Annotated in this window: 11 protein-coding genes and 1 pseudogene; 6 read left to right on the top strand and 6 right to left on the bottom strand. The window is 41.5% G+C overall.

The window, feature by feature from the left end; genetic code table 11:
* The first annotated feature begins 278 nt into the window (after positions 1–278).
* Both prfA and prmC read left to right on the top strand, forming a co-directional pair.
* Positions 279–1367, top strand: a complete 1089-nt coding sequence (prfA, locus tag F986_RS14870; protein ID WP_004696469.1) for a peptide chain release factor 1 — start codon at positions 279–281, stop codon at positions 1365–1367.
* A complete protein-coding gene (prmC, locus tag F986_RS14875) occupies positions 1367–2185 on the top strand; it encodes a peptide chain release factor N(5)-glutamine methyltransferase (protein WP_004696471.1) in 819 nt (272 codons plus the stop codon). Before prfA ends, prmC begins: the two co-directional genes overlap by 1 nt.
* Before the next feature lie 56 nt (positions 2186–2241).
* Here the strand turns inward: prmC and F986_RS14880 are convergent, their stop codons facing one another.
* The 6 genes and pseudogenes from F986_RS14880 to F986_RS14905 form a co-directional block, all read right to left on the bottom strand.
* Positions 2242–3063, bottom strand: coding sequence for an ABC transporter permease (locus F986_RS14880; RefSeq protein ID WP_004696473.1), 822 nt, complete (start codon positions 3061–3063; stop codon positions 2242–2244).
* Positions 3063–4022, bottom strand: a complete 960-nt coding sequence (locus F986_RS14885; RefSeq protein ID WP_004696475.1) for an aliphatic sulfonate ABC transporter substrate-binding protein — start codon at positions 4020–4022, stop codon at positions 3063–3065. The genes F986_RS14880 and F986_RS14885 overlap by 1 nt, the downstream gene beginning before the upstream one ends.
* A 290-nt stretch (positions 4023–4312) precedes the next feature.
* Positions 4313–4666: a hypothetical protein gene (locus tag F986_RS14890; protein ID WP_026056476.1), complete on the bottom strand. Its 354-nt coding sequence runs from the start codon at positions 4664–4666 to the stop codon at positions 4313–4315.
* 479 nt (positions 4667–5145) lie between these two features.
* Positions 5146–6105, bottom strand: a complete 960-nt coding sequence (locus F986_RS14895; RefSeq protein ID WP_004696479.1) for a hypothetical protein — start codon at positions 6103–6105, stop codon at positions 5146–5148.
* A 9-nt stretch (positions 6106–6114) separates the two neighbouring features.
* Positions 6115–7437, bottom strand: a pseudogene (locus F986_RS14900) (sphingomyelin phosphodiesterase).
* A gap of 328 nt (positions 7438–7765) precedes the next feature.
* On the bottom strand, positions 7766–8791 hold the full coding sequence (locus F986_RS14905; protein WP_004696487.1) for an AraC family transcriptional regulator: 1026 nt from the start codon (positions 8789–8791) through the stop codon (positions 7766–7768).
* A gap of 143 nt (positions 8792–8934) precedes the next feature.
* On the opposite strand from F986_RS14905, the gene F986_RS14910 reads away from it, so the two are divergent.
* From F986_RS14910 to F986_RS14925, 4 genes are all read left to right on the top strand, one after another.
* The gene (locus F986_RS14910) at positions 8935–9705 is read left to right on the top strand and encodes a 3-hydroxyacyl-CoA dehydrogenase (RefSeq protein WP_004696490.1); all 771 of its coding nucleotides are present in this window, start codon (positions 8935–8937) and stop codon (positions 9703–9705) included.
* A 262-nt stretch (positions 9706–9967) separates the two neighbouring features.
* The gene (locus F986_RS14915; RefSeq protein ID WP_004696491.1) at positions 9968–11104 is read left to right on the top strand and encodes an acyl-CoA dehydrogenase family protein; all 1137 of its coding nucleotides are present in this window, start codon (positions 9968–9970) and stop codon (positions 11102–11104) included.
* Positions 11105–11364: 260 nt separating this feature from the next.
* Positions 11365–13011 carry an AMP-binding protein gene (locus tag F986_RS14920; protein WP_004696493.1) on the top strand — a complete coding sequence of 549 codons (1647 nt, stop codon included), beginning with the start codon at positions 11365–11367 and terminating at the stop codon, positions 13009–13011.
* Between the two features lie 565 nt (positions 13012–13576).
* Positions 13577–14347 carry a HesA/MoeB/ThiF family protein gene (locus F986_RS14925; protein ID WP_004696494.1) on the top strand — a complete coding sequence of 257 codons (771 nt, stop codon included), beginning with the start codon at positions 13577–13579 and terminating at the stop codon, positions 14345–14347.
* The last annotated feature ends 11 nt before the right edge of the window (positions 14348–14358 follow it).

Below are 14358 nucleotides of genomic sequence, written 5' to 3' on the forward strand. Positions count from 1 at the left end.
TGTGGATAAACCTAGGAGTGATGCAGTTCACACTCTGAATTTTGAGCTGAAATGACCTATTTAAAAGATGTATATGAAATAAGCTGTTTTGCATTTTTTAAGCGTTAGTAAGCGCATAAACACGCTTTAAAAGTGTATCAATCCAATGAGGTGTATAAAGTAAACGTCGCTCAGGATTGAATAAAGATGTTCTTTGCGTGATAGAGCCGTTAAACTAAGCGCAAATTTTTTGGTGCTGTGAAACTGTATTGCAGCCTTTATATTGAGATATTTTCCTAATGAAAGAATCGTTACGTTTACGATTAGATCAACTTTCTGACCGTCACGAAGAATTAACAGCATTACTTGCAGATGTAGAAGTCATTTCGGATAACAAACGCTTTCGTCAGTTGTCACGTGAACATAGTGATTTAAGTGAAATCACAGAAGTTTGGACCAAGTACAAACAAGCAGAAGCTGATATTGAAACGGCTGAAGCGATGCTGTCAGATCCTGATTTTAAGGAAATGGCTGTTGAAGAAATTAAAGAAAATAAAGCTATTATTGCGTCTTTAGAAGCTGATTTAAATATCTTAATGATTCCGAAAGATCCAAATGATGCGAACTCTGCATATTTGGAAATTCGAGCGGGAGCAGGCGGTGATGAAGCCGCTATTTTCTCGGGTGACTTATACCGCATGTATAGTAAATACGCTGAATCACAAGGCTGGCGTATTGAAGTGTTGTCTGAAAATGAGGGCGAACACGGTGGTTATAAAGAAATCATTTGCTTAGTGAATGGTGAAGGTGTTTACGGTCGTTTGAAGTTTGAAAGTGGCGCGCACCGTGTACAACGTGTGCCTGCAACGGAGTCTCAGGGTCGTGTGCATACTTCGGCGTGTACCGTTGCGATTTTGCCTGAAATTGATGTCGATACAACGGTCGAGATTAATGCATCAGACTTACGTATTGATACCTACCGTGCCTCAGGTGCGGGTGGTCAGCACATCAACAAAACCGATTCGGCTGTGCGTATTACCCACATTCCAACAGGAACGGTGGTGGAATGTCAGGAAGAGCGTTCGCAGCATAAAAACAAAGCCAAAGCGATGGCTTTACTTGCTTCACGCTTGGAAAATGCAAAACGTGCAGCAGCTGATGCAGCAACTTCTGAAATGCGCCGTGACTTGGTCGGCTCGGGTGATCGTTCAGAACGTATCCGTACCTATAACTACCCGCAAGGTCGTATGACTGATCACCGTATTAACTTAACTTTATACAAGTTAGACGCGGTTATGGAAGGTGATTTAACTGAACTATTAGATAGCTTACATCGTGAATATCAAGCAGATCAGCTTGCGATGCTTGCACAGCAGAATGGTGGATAATGAATATTGCCCAAGCTTTGGCTTTACGTGGTGAAGCCGAGAGTTACGAACGTCAAGAGAACGCATGGTTGCTGGAACACATCACCAAAATTGATTCTTTTGATTTGGTTATGAAAAAAGATCAAGTGCTGACCGATGAGCAAGAGCAAGCCTATGTTGCTGCCTTGGCACGAATCGAAGCAGGTGAACCTTTGGCTTATGTGACAGGTTCACAGCCGTTTTGGACGCTAGATCTGATTGTCACGCCTGACACCTTAGTGCCACGTCCAGATACCGAGGTACTGGTAGAAACTGTATTACGTTTAGACTTACCTGAAGATGCCCGCATTGTCGATTTAGGTACGGGGACGGGTGCGGTTGCACTTTCATTGGCCAGTGAACGAGACACGTGGGACATCACGGCTACCGATATTTATGAGCCAACTTTAGCTGTTGCGCAGCAAAATGCAGAAAAACATGACTTAAATGATGTGACTTTTGTGTGTGGCAGTTGGTTTGCACCGCTAAATCGAAAGTTTTTTGATGTGATTGTCTCGAACCCACCGTACATCGATGCCGATGACGCCCACATGCAAGACCTAGCAACTGAACCTGAACGTGCTCTAGTTGCTGCGGATCATGGTTTGGCTGATTTAAAAGTCATTATTCAGCAAGGTAAAAAGCATTTAACTCTTGATGGTTGGGTGGTACTTGAGCATGGTTATGATCAAGCTGACGCTGTACAGAAAATCTTTAAAGAAGTGGGCTATAAACAAGTCCGTACGGTGAAAGATTATGGTGGAAATGACCGCGTCACTTTAGGGCAGTGGACACAATAATTTTTTTGTTCTCTTCAAAATAAAAGCGCATTCGATGCGCTTTTATTTTTTCTACCTTATGTTCCAAATACGTCACGCCAACGCAGTAGCCAAGTCTCGATGGCTTTCATGATGCTATCACTGAGTTTTCCGAGCACGGCTAAAAGAATAATCGCTAAGATCACAATATCAGGACGTGAAGTTTCTCGGCCATCACTCAGTAAGTAGCCTATGCCTTGTGTCGCTGCAATGAGTTCTGCGGCAATCATAAACATCCATGCCAAACTTAAACTGTTGCGCAGTCCCGTTAAGATCCCTGGAGATGCTGCAGGCAAAATAATCTGTTGTACTTGCTGCCAGTACTTCAATCGATAGACTTGTGCGACTTCGATAAGCTTGCGATCGACACTTTTAATAGCCGCGACCGTGTTGGTATAGGTCGGAAAAAATGCGCCAATCGCAATCAAGGTAATCTTCGATGCTTCATCAATTCCCAACCACAGTAAAAGTAGCGGAATCCAAGCTAAACTCGGGATGGATTTAATCGCTGAAAAACTGGGTTCTAAAAACGCTTCAACCTGTTTATTGAGTCCCACCAAAATCGCAAATATTAAAGCCAGGGCACTCCCAATAAAAAAGCCTAAAAACACTCGCCATGTACTGGTCCACACATGCATCCATAAATCTGCCTGCCATAAATCTAGAAAGGTTTGCCATAGACTACTGGGAGCAGGCAATAAATAAGGTTCAATAAAACCTGCACGGACCAGATATTCACAAGCAATCAGTAATAGCACTGGAAGGGTGATCGCTTTGAGAATACTCTTCAATTTCAACTGAAATGAAGAACTCTTTTTCACTTCAATATGGCTAAAAGAACTCGCGACTGACTTGGTCATTATTTGCTTACAACCTTTTGTGCATATTGTGGTTTAAACAACTGAGTCACCACTTGATTAACATTGGTGCCTTTACGAACTAAGTCTTCTTCATTCAAAATACTGCCAGACTTTTGTAATGCGGCAATCTGTTTGGCAGACGGAATATTTTGATCAAAGTTGGTACGGCTTAATTGTAATTTTGCGACATTCAACGGAAGTTTGGACTCTCGTGCCAATAACTCCGTCAGTTTCTCTGGGTTAGCTTTGGCCCATTTACGTGCTTGCTCATAGGCTTTAATCACTGCTTCAATGGCTTCGGGACTTTGCTGAGTAAAAGACTCTTTGACACTGAGTACGCTATAACTGTTAAACCCAATATTTCGATACAGCAGTTTTGCGCCAGATTGCACTTGTGCCGATGCCATCAATGGATCTAAGCCTGCCCAAGCATCGACTTGACCACGTTCTAAAGCTGTTTTGCCATCCGGATGTTGTAAGTGAACCAGTTGTACATCACGTTTATTTAGACCCACTGTATCCAGCGCTTGTAAGGTAAACAGAAATGGATCTGTGCCTTTGGTTGCGGCAATTTTTTTTCCTTTTAAGTCTTTTAGGCTTTTAATTTGGGAGTTCTTAGCAACCACCAAAGCGGTCCATTCAGGTTGGCTTTGGATATAAACGGTATTGATTGGACTGCCGTTGGCACGACTGAGTACGGCTGCAAGCCCTGCGGTTGAAGCAAAATCTACACTGCCACTATTTAAATATTCCAGTGAACGGTTACTGCCTTGGCTAAACACCCATTTAATTTCAGTTTTAGGTAAGGCTTTTTCTAACAGCTTTTGTTCTTTCACTACGAGGCTGGTTGGTGCGTAGTAGGCATAATCGAGTTTGAGCGTGTCTGGAATAGCGGCATGGGCATACGAGCCGATCAAACCTAAAATCAGTGAAGTGCTCAGTAGTTTAAAGTTTTTCATGTTGCATCATTTAAATAAGTTCATTTGTGGGTTCTTTTAACCTTATGTATGCGAAAAATAAAAAAAGAAAAATGGATAATAAAATATTAAATTGAAATAAGCAGATAATCTTAATTTAAGTATCTGAATTTTAATAACTTGATTGAGCTTTTTGCGGTTTTTTAAGTATAGAATAACTTTAAAAAAGCATAGAATAATTTCTTCTTATATGAAGATTGCATAACTAAATCATTCATTTTGAATGTAAAAAAGCGACTGTAATAGTCGCTTTTTTTAAGGGGGCTGCAAGCTTACATAGGATAGTCTTGTAAGCTGTCAAACACTTCAACTTGCTCTAAAGCATCAGTTTCAAGTGCAAGACAAAGTGTCACAATTTTCTTTAGATCAGCTAAATATTGTTCATCTTTAAACGATGCACCTAACTGAAGGGCTTGAATACGGTCAGCGCTAATATCCAACGCTTGAGCAGCTTCAATCGCATTAACTTCATTAAAAAATGCAGTAACAGCATGATTTAATTCAAGGTCTGATGCATTGAGAATACCTTGACCCAGTTGCTCTTCAAATTGTGGGGTAGGAGACTGCAAAGCTTGAGTAAAGTTTTGCACCAGACGTTGATCGAGAACATCAATCATTTTAAGCATGTCATAACCTTTAAAAGAAATAAGGTGATTAAACAGGGGGAGTACAGCCGGAAAATAAGCATTAAAGAATGCTTTAAAATTGGTTGAAAAATAATCCATTTTGGAACTTTTTGCAAATAGATTCCGATAAATGAAAGATGGATTTGTTAAGTGAATGAAAAGCCTAAATTTATTGAATAGAGTGCCTGTTTAAATTTTACACTATTGTTCTAATGGACTCGGATCGATCAAACAGAAGTATTCAATGTAAAATATTGTGGAGTTTTAATCAAAAAGTTCTTTTATTTTTACCTAATTTATTGAATTATAATAACTTTATTTAAATTATCATTGCAGTGCTCTTTATTTTACGCATCACTGATGTGAACTCAAAACATTGTGGAATTGCAATTTATAAGGACATGCTAAAGCAACATGAGGTATATCACCTTGTTTTAGCTGTCTTTGTTTGATGTGGAGAATGATGAACGTTTAAGCCACTAGTTAAAGTGCTTTTGCCTCAGTTGTTCTAGACGGAGTTGATATTGCTGTTGCCATGCACTTTCAGCTAAGTTTTGTTTTTGTTGGTTCATTTCTTGGTTTAGAGCAGCAAGTTCAGATTGATAACTGGCGATCTGTTGTTGTTGTCGAGCGACTTGTTGTTCGCGTTCAGCCAACTGCGCCGCTTCTTTGCCTGAAAAGTAGCTGTTACGAATTTGTTGGGTAATTTCTTGCTGTTGTATTGGGTCGGTGACGCCAATTAACGCCAATTTAAGGGCTTTATCGTAACTACCACTTTGACCATCAATATTTTTGCTCGGGTTTTTGTATTGTTGCTGTAATTGCGCAAGTTCATTCAGACGTTGTTGTAGCGTCATCTGCGGTGCTCGGCCCAAGAGTTCACCATAAGCAAACTGATAGCTGGCAAATTCTTTTTCTTCAGCAAAGCCGAGTTGTGTTTCTTGCTTACCTAAAGTCTGTTCACGTAAGTTCCAAATTTCCTGATAACGCTGTTGCGGTGTCATTTGTGTGGACATGGTTTTAGCCTGCATTTCTTTTTCATACAGTGGTAGACGTTCTATCAATTGTTTTAAAGTCTGGGCAAACTGCTGATCTGGACATTCGGCCAAAACCTGTTTTAATAAAGCCTGACAGTTAGTATCGGGGCAGTTTTGTTGTAACTGGTTTAATAATTGTGTGATATTGCCTGGATTTTTTTGAAAGTGTTGAATCATTTGTTGGATGGATTCTTGTTGCTGTTGTTGCTGCATTTTTGACTCGTCATTGTTTGCAGCGGCAAGCTTCTCTTGCAAACTGCTGGGTTGAGCAGTCTCTGTAAGGGACGGTGAAGATGCCTGAGTTTGACCTGATGTGGCATATGATGAGCCAAGGCCCAACCATATCACCACACCGATCACCAATATACTCAGCACCAAAGCGTTAACCCCAAAGCGCTTCATTGTTCTTCCTTATGGGTTGTATTGGAATTGACCCATTACTGGGAAGTGGTCAGATAAGTCCCAAGTCATAAATACGGGGTCGGCAGCCGAGCGAAGAATGCGGACATCATTACGTGCTTGCATAGGCTGACGGTGGTTATTGGATGACACCACGTAGTCTAAATACTCTACGGTAGAGCCACCCGTAAGTCCTGCACCTGCGAGTTTATTCACTCGTGGATCGAAGTTCGATGCGGTATATCCTGTGCTGACTGGTACTGTACCATTCAAGTTAATTTGCATTTGAGCATAATCTTGTGGCCACAGGAGTTTGTTGACATTAAAGTCACCGCCCATGAGCACTGCATCAAATGACGGGATATTTTGCTTATCGACCAAAGCGCGGATTTGCTTAAATTGTTGCTGGCGCATATCACGTGCCGCGTCGGTATCAAACGATGCGGTATGCGTGGAGGTTACATGATAGGCTTTGCCATTCTTGAGAATTTCAGCATAAATCACGCCTTTATCGGCAAAACAGTCAATGCCTGTACAGCTCGGGTAAATAAAATGATCCGTTTTTACAATTGGATGGCGACTTGCAACCAATATGCCGCTGTCATAGATATTGAAACCTGAACCGATTGGAATATAAGTTTGGTACGGATATTCCTGCGCTAATTTGGCCAACATGGCGGTACGACCAGAAGCAAAGGTTTCTTGGAATAAGATCGCGTCGTAGCCTTTTAGGTTTTGCGGCAGTTGTTCTAAACGCGAATCAATTTTACTTGCCACTAAAGGAAGAGCATAAATATTGTAGGTTAAAACTTTAAACTCATCGGCACTGCTGACAACGGGTTCTGGCACGGTATTTTGATGGATAGTGTAGTGGAAGTCGTCATAACCACCAGTGTATTCAGCTTTAAAAGCAGTCTGCGCTGCTTTTCCTGCATAATTGGTGTTGAAGCGCTGAATGTTACGATCGTTAAACCATGGTGCAGAGAAATCACTGCCAGATGCAGAGTGTTTAATATCACTGCCAGACTAATTGCCAGTCATAGATTGCTTCAGGGTGACACTGGAACCACCGCCTGTAATCACGGTATCAAAATTATAAGTTTGACCTGACTTTACCCCAGTATAACGGTTAAAACGCAGTACACGTTTGGTTTCATAAGGTGCAATTTGGGTGGCTTCTTGAGCCCATTGACTCCCCTGAGTTAAGGTGCGTGTACCATGATGATTAATATTGACGGATACCGTTTCTGGGGTGGTATTGGTCACATAAATGTATGAGTCTGCTATCACTTGCTGACTGCACAGCAATAATGATAACCATCCGATATTTTTCATTAAGTTTTTATTTAATTGGGTGCTCATGTGTTCCCTCCATGATGTTTTTATTCAATATTGTGTAAAACAATATGACGAGATCACTATGGCAGGTAATTTTTTTAAGTCAGTGACAAAGTGCGACAGCACCCTGATTTTCCGATGAATGAGCATCAAAAATTCAATTTAATTTATAAGCTCTGTTGACATTTCATTTTGCAAATCAAAACCCAAGCCTGAACAGTTGGATGATAAGGTTTAACTTGAACGAGAAAATTTTATGGGTTGGTTATTTATTATGTGGAAAGAGCATGAGCGTCTCATTGCCACCTATATCAATCGACTGAAATTAAGCGTCCTTATTTTGACGATAAGCGCCGGGGCTGACGCCTGTCCATTTTTTAAAAGCACGATGGAAAGCACTCGGATCATGAAAATTGAGTTCAGTGCTAATGTCTTGTAATGATACTTGGCTGTTGCTGAGTAGCTCAATCGCCATATCACGGCGTATATCATTTTTGAGCTGTTGATAACTGAAACCTTCACTTTTCAGTCGACGCTGAATTGTTGCCTCAGACATATTGAAATGATGGGCAATTTCAGACAGTTCAAGCCACTGTATCGGGGGTTCTTGCATTAAATAGCGACGAATTTGGGCACTGGTTGAATGTGGGTTTTTATAACGGGTCAGTAAAATATGTGGGGTTTGTTGAATAAATTGATACCACGATTTACTGTCCTGTTTTATGGGCATTTTTAAATAATTGGCATCGAACTGAATATAGTTTTCAGCCATTTGATACTGGATATTTTCACAAAAACGAACTTTGTAATCGATGTCATCTGTAGGTGCATCACATTTGAGTTGAATTTGATTCAAAATCACCCGTTGACCCACTAGCCAACACATCAGCGCATGAATCAGCATGATGTAAGTTGCGTAACTAAATATACGCTTGGGTTGTTGTCGTTCATAAATCACAATATAAGCATAATGTTCTTGCACCATGAGTTGGCTACTAAAGTCGTCTAACATCAAATTCATAAATTGCAAAATATGCTGAATGGCTTGATCTAACTGGGTAGTGTGTAATAGTGATTTGGATAAAAACTGAAAACTGCCACGGCGCATAGCATGGCAATCCATTCCAAAAAACTCATCATTCATGACATTGGCCAGTTCAGTCCAGAGCTGTGCATATTGATTGACTGAGACCCGTGCTTTTGTCGCACTTAACAGTTCGCTATTGATGCCTGCATTTTTCAAAATATCAGCAACTGCATATCCCTGCTTTTCAGCTTCAAACAATGCTTCGTGTACCAAAGCAATTGAAATGGAATCTTTCTGGGCGTTTGCATGTTCCGATGCAGTCATAGTGGCTTCCATATTTTTATTGTGCATTTTGAGCATTGTCCAAAACCATCATGGAAGATGCAATATTTGGAAATTGTACTCAAGTGCTTCTGTGTTTACATTTCTTCTTAAGTCGTAGCATTCAATCATACAAGGAAAAATAAATGAAGATTCAAGGGAAGGTTTTTGTCGTCACTGGTGGTGCATCGGGTTTAGGTGCAGCGACAGCACGTCATTTGATTGAGCAAGGTGCGAAAGTCATTTTGGTGGATATGAATCAAGCTTTAGGTGCAGAGCTACAGCGTGAGTTGGGTGAAAATGCTCAGTTTAAAAGCCTCGATGTTACTGATGAGCAGGCTGTGCAAAGTTTCTTTCAAGAAGTCGAGGCGGAATATGGGCAATTGAATGGTTTGGTGAACTGTGCGGGTGTAGCACCTTCAGCCAAAGTGTTGGGTCGTGATGGTATTCATGAACTGGCGTTATTCCAAAAAGTATTAAACATCAATGTCTCAGGTACTTTTAATATGCTGCGTTTTGCTGCGCAGTTAATCGCGAAATATGAACTTCAAGCTGGTGAAGAAGAACGCGGTGTGATTGTGAATACAGCTTCAGTTGCAGCCTATGATGGACAAATTGGACAGACTGCTTATGCAGCCTCTAAGGGTGCTGTTGTCTCGATGACTTTACCACTGGCACGCGAGCTAGCACGTGAAAAAATTCGAGTGATGACTATTGCTCCGGGCATTATGGAAACACCAATGTTGAAGGCGATGCCGCAAAATGTACAAGATGCGTTGGGTGAAATGGTGCCATTTCCGAAGCGTTTGGCAAAACCTGAAGAGTTTGCTCAGCTTGTGGGGCATATTTTTGAAAATAGTTATTTGAATGGTGAAGTGATTCGTTTAGATGGCGCGATTCGTATGCAGCCTAAATAATCTATTTTGACTTGTGATCCTTGAGTTTATGACGAAGTCTTTGCGTCGATAAGTAATGGCTTCTTATAACCTTCGGTTCGACCTACTATTCTTTCGAAAAAAGTAGGCAAAACCATCTCCATTCACAAAACCTGTTCTATTGAATTTACAGACTACTTTCTCGCAGAAACATTATCTTTTGAAAGGCTTTCAGGTTGCGAATGGGTCGCCGTGTATCAAATATTTATTAAATTTAATAACCTGAATAGAGAAGGGATACTCCATGCTTTTAAATGAAGAACAAAAAATGGTTCAGGATATGCTGCGTAGTTATTCGCAGGAAAAACTGAAACCAACTGCAGCTGAACGTGACAAAACGGCACAGTTTCCTGCGCAAGAACTTAAAGAGCTGGGTGAGTTAGGTGCTTTGGGTATGACTGTTTCACCTGAATGGGGTGGTGCAGGCTTAGATTATATTTCACTGGTGGTAGCACTTGAGGAAATTGCAGCAGGTGATGGTGCGATTTCGACCATTGTCAGTGTGCAAAACTCACTGCCGTGTGGCATTACCCAGCGTTATGGAACTGATGCGCAAAAGCAGAAATATTTAAGCAAGCTTGCCACAGGTGAGTGGTTGGGGTGCTTTTGTCTCACTGAACCACAAGCAGGATCAGATGCAGGTGCGTTGGAGTGTAAAGCTGTTCGTGAGGGCGATGAGTGGGTGCTGAATGGAACCAAACAATTTATTACCACAGGAAAGCATGCACAAGTCGCTTTGGTTTTTGCAGTCACAGACAAAGCTGCGGGGAAGAAAGGTATTTCTTGCTTTTTAGTCCCAACCGATACCGAAGGCTATATTGTCTCTCGTATAGAAGAAAAGATGGGGCAGCACTGTTCGGATACGGCAACCATTGTTTTGGAGAACTGCCGCATTCCGGCAGATCATTTGCTAGGTGCGGAAGGTGAGGGCTACAAAATTGCGCTTTCGAATTTGGAGTCAGGACGTATTGGTATTGCAGCGCAATCAGTGGGTATGGCTCGAGCCGCTTTAGATGCAGCAGTTGAATATGCCAATGACCGCAAAGCCTTTGGTGTTGAAATTGTACAACATCAGGCAGTTGCTTTTCGTTTAGCCGATATGGCGACGCACATTGAAGCTGCACGTCAGTTAATTTTCCATGCAGCCACTTTGAAGGATGCAGGATTGCCGTGTTTAAAAGAAGCCTCTATGGCCAAACTGTTTGCCTCAACCATGGCAGAGCGTGTTTGTTCTGATGCTATTCAAATTTATGGTGGCTATGGCTATGTTTCAGATTTTCCTGTTGAACGAATTTATAGGGACGTCCGTGTGAGCCAGATTTATGAAGGGGCATCTGATATCCAGCGTCTTGTCATTGCACGTGAAGTCACCAAGGTTTAAGTCGACTCAGTTTTAGACCTTGGTCGATGTTCAAAGCCTGCACTTTCATTGAGGGATTTGGAAATTGTAGGTGCATTTAAAACATGGTTATCTAGGTACAGCGGTTAAGTACAGTCATTAAATAGAGCAGCTGAGCTGCTCTAGGTTTTCAAATAATATAGAACTGACAATGAGGTCAGTTCAACGCTTAAAACGATAAAGAACATGGACGGCCAAAGTGGATTTGGCCTTAAAAAAATGGATAATACGAGGTTGTCGTGATGAAGACATTAGAACAAGCCCACCAAGAATTTAACTATGAGCAACTGATTCAGGAACAATTGGTCGGCCAACCCAATGCAATAAATGCCTATATTGAGTGCTGTCAGCGTTATGTCGGGTTACAAAAAACAGCACTCATCTGGGAAGGAAAAAATGGTGAGTCAGAGCAATGGAGTTTTGAACAGCTCGATGTTGCCTCAGCACAGTTGGCAAATTATTTTAAAAAGATCGGGATTCAAGTGGGGGACTGTATCGCAGGGCTGTTACCGCGTACGCCTGAACTGCTGATTACGATTTTAGCAACATGGCGGATCGGTGCGATTTATCAGCCTTTGTTTACTGCTTTTGAGTCGAAGGCGATTGAACATCGAGTTTTAACTGCGAATACTAAATTGATTGTGACCAATGCAGAGCAACGTCCAAAGCTAAATCACGTCGAAGTCAAACATATCCTTACCGTGAATGCGGGAACAAACTTAGCCAGCAATGAAGCTGATTTTTGGCAGGAAGCAAAACAACAGTCTGATCAATGTGAAGCTGTTTTAGGTAGCTTTGATGATGATTTTCTGATGATGTTTACCTCAGGCACCACAGGTTTGGCGAAATCAGTGCCTGTCCCTTTAAAAGCGGTTTTGGCGTTTAAGGGTTATATGCAACATGCAGTCGATTTAAGAGAAGACGATTCATTTTGGAATTTAGCCGATCCGGGCTGGGCTTATGGGTTGTACTACGGTATTACAGGCCCGCTCAGCTTGGGGCATAGCATCATTATGGATGAGCGTGCATTTAGCGTCGATCATGCGGTTGAAGTCATTAAAAAGTATCGCGTCAGTAATTTAACGGGTTCGCCTACGGCTTTTCGGATGTTCTTTGGTTTTAAAGAAAAGTTTGATCCTTCAATTAAAACCCACTTGCGCGCCGTCAGTAGCGCGGGGGAGCCTTTGACCCCAGAAGTGATTCATTGGTTTAATAATGATTTGAACGTCAACATTTATGACCAGTATGGACAAACTGAGTTGGGCATGGTGATTGCGAACCATCATGCATTGGAGCATGAGAAAAAGGTTGGTTCGGCAGGCTTTGCCAATCCTGGACACCGCTTTGCTGTGCTTGATGTCAACCACCAAGAAGTGAAGCGCGGTGAAATAGGAATGCTAGCTATAGACTTTAGCCAGTCACCACTGACATGGTTTAAAGGCTATGGTGGCAATAATCGTAAGTCCTTTGTGGGACAGTATTATTTAACAGGTGATACGGTCAAGCTGAATGAAATTGGTGGTATCGACTTTGTTGGGCGTGCTGACGATGTCATTACAACGTCAGGCTATCGAGTTGGACCTTTTGATGTCGAAAGTACTTTGCTTGAGTGTGCGGAAGTACTCGAGTCAGCTGTGATTGGTAAGCCTGATCTAGAGCGCACTGAAGTGGTGAAAGCTTTTGTGGTGCTAAAGCCACAGTACCAAGCCTCTAAAGAGTTGGATAGCAAACTCCAAGCCTATGTGCGTTCACGTTTATCTAAACATGCGTATCCGAAAGAAATTGAGTTTGTTGAAAGCTTGCCGAAAACGTCGACTGGCAAAATTCAACGTAATTTACTGAAACAGCAAGAAGTGGCAAAGATACAAACCTTACAAGCTGCAATTTAATTTAAAAATAAAAGGGTCTTAGTGGTAAGTCGAATTCGCAGTAATTGTTGATCTAACCGATTGAAAAAAATTATCTTGGCGGAGTTTTATCGAATTTTCATCCAATTTCGTCATTAGCCTGCGGCTCATCCTGCTTTTGTTTCGGCAAAAGTAGGCAAAACCATGGTCATCTGCAAAACCTGTTCTTTTCTTGGACTTGTTAAAATATATTGAAGAAACATTATCTTGCTTATACCATGCCGGTTACAGATGACGTTTTCCGAGTATCATTTTTTTGTTGAACTCTAATTAGGGTTAAAGCCAGTCAGTTCTAAATGGGCTGGCTTTTTCTTTTCTTCATTTATAGCGGGACGTAACTTGTGGAACACCGCTAGAAATATAGTTAGATGTATAAATAGCCTAAGAAAATTTAACTAGGCAACTATTATGATTCAATCTCCATTACTTAAAAATGAAAAAGTTGAGCCATCTAAAGCTCATAGCATTTATTGAATTTGTGCATAGCTAACCTTGGTTTCATGGTTATAATTCGCCATCAACATTTTCTTTAGCGAAAGGCTGAATCATGGACGAGTTAGATGAAAGTCTAGAACTGAGTAATGCTGAAATGCATCTCTATAGCCGCCAGATTTTATTGGACGGATGGGATATAGAGGCACAAGAAAAACTCAAGTTGGCCAATGTACTCATCGTAGGCTGTGGTGGCATTGGTTGTATGACTGCGGAGTTATTGGCACGTGCTGGCGTAGGGCAAATCAGCTTGATAGATGCCGATACCATCGAAGTGAGCAATCTCCAAAGACAGATTGCCTATGTAGAAAACAATGTCGGTTTTTATAAAGCAGAGGTTTTGGCCCAGCGTTTAAAGCAGATCAATCCCTACATCAAAGTTCATGCGCATGCTGTAAAACTTGATACAACCAATGCAGCTAGTTTAATTGCAGGTCAAGACTTAGTCCTCGATGGCTGTGATAATTTTACGACACGGTATTTGGTCAATCAGCAGTGTAAAGTGGCCAATATTCCACTCATCAGTGCATCGGCCATTGGTTTTCAAGGGCAACTGTTTATGGTGGAAGGTGAGTCCGCTTGCTATGAATGCTTGTTCCCGAAAGAAGAACATGCGAATGAAAGCCTACGCTGTGCAGATTCAGGTGTTCTCGCCACCACGCCAAACGTGATGGCCAGTCTTCAAGCGCATCATGCACTTTTATATTTGGGTTTAAATGTGACTGCACTCAAACAACGCTTGTTACTTTGGGATGGCTTAAGTATGAAACAACGTTTGCTTGCTTTCGAAAAAGATACAGATTGTCCCGTTTGTCAGGCAAGATAAGCCTACAATTT

Source organism: Acinetobacter johnsonii CIP 64.6 (assembly GCF_000368045.1).
GTDB lineage: Bacteria > Pseudomonadota > Gammaproteobacteria > Pseudomonadales > Moraxellaceae > Acinetobacter > Acinetobacter johnsonii.

Coding starts and splice junctions, on each gene's coding strand:
- prmC (WP_004696471.1), top strand. CDS start 1,367: ATGAATATTGCCCAAGCTTTGGCTTTACGTGGTGAAGCCGAGAGTTAC.
- F986_RS14895 (WP_004696479.1), bottom strand. CDS start 6,105: ATGAAGCGCTTTGGGGTTAACGCTTTGGTGCTGAGTATATTGGTGATC.
- F986_RS14920 (WP_004696493.1), top strand. CDS start 11,365: ATGAAGACATTAGAACAAGCCCACCAAGAATTTAACTATGAGCAACTG.
- F986_RS14880 (WP_004696473.1), bottom strand. CDS start 3,063: ATGACCAAGTCAGTCGCGAGTTCTTTTAGCCATATTGAAGTGAAAAAG.
- F986_RS14925 (WP_004696494.1), top strand. CDS start 13,577: ATGGACGAGTTAGATGAAAGTCTAGAACTGAGTAATGCTGAAATGCAT.
- F986_RS14915 (WP_004696491.1), top strand. CDS start 9,968: ATGCTTTTAAATGAAGAACAAAAAATGGTTCAGGATATGCTGCGTAGT.
- F986_RS14910 (WP_004696490.1), top strand. CDS start 8,935: ATGAAGATTCAAGGGAAGGTTTTTGTCGTCACTGGTGGTGCATCGGGT.
- prfA (WP_004696469.1), top strand. CDS start 279: ATGAAAGAATCGTTACGTTTACGATTAGATCAACTTTCTGACCGTCAC.
- F986_RS14890 (WP_026056476.1), bottom strand. CDS start 4,666: ATGCTTAAAATGATTGATGTTCTCGATCAACGTCTGGTGCAAAACTTT.
- F986_RS14905 (WP_004696487.1), bottom strand. CDS start 8,791: ATGACTGCATCGGAACATGCAAACGCCCAGAAAGATTCCATTTCAATT.
- F986_RS14885 (WP_004696475.1), bottom strand. CDS start 4,022: ATGAAAAACTTTAAACTACTGAGCACTTCACTGATTTTAGGTTTGATC.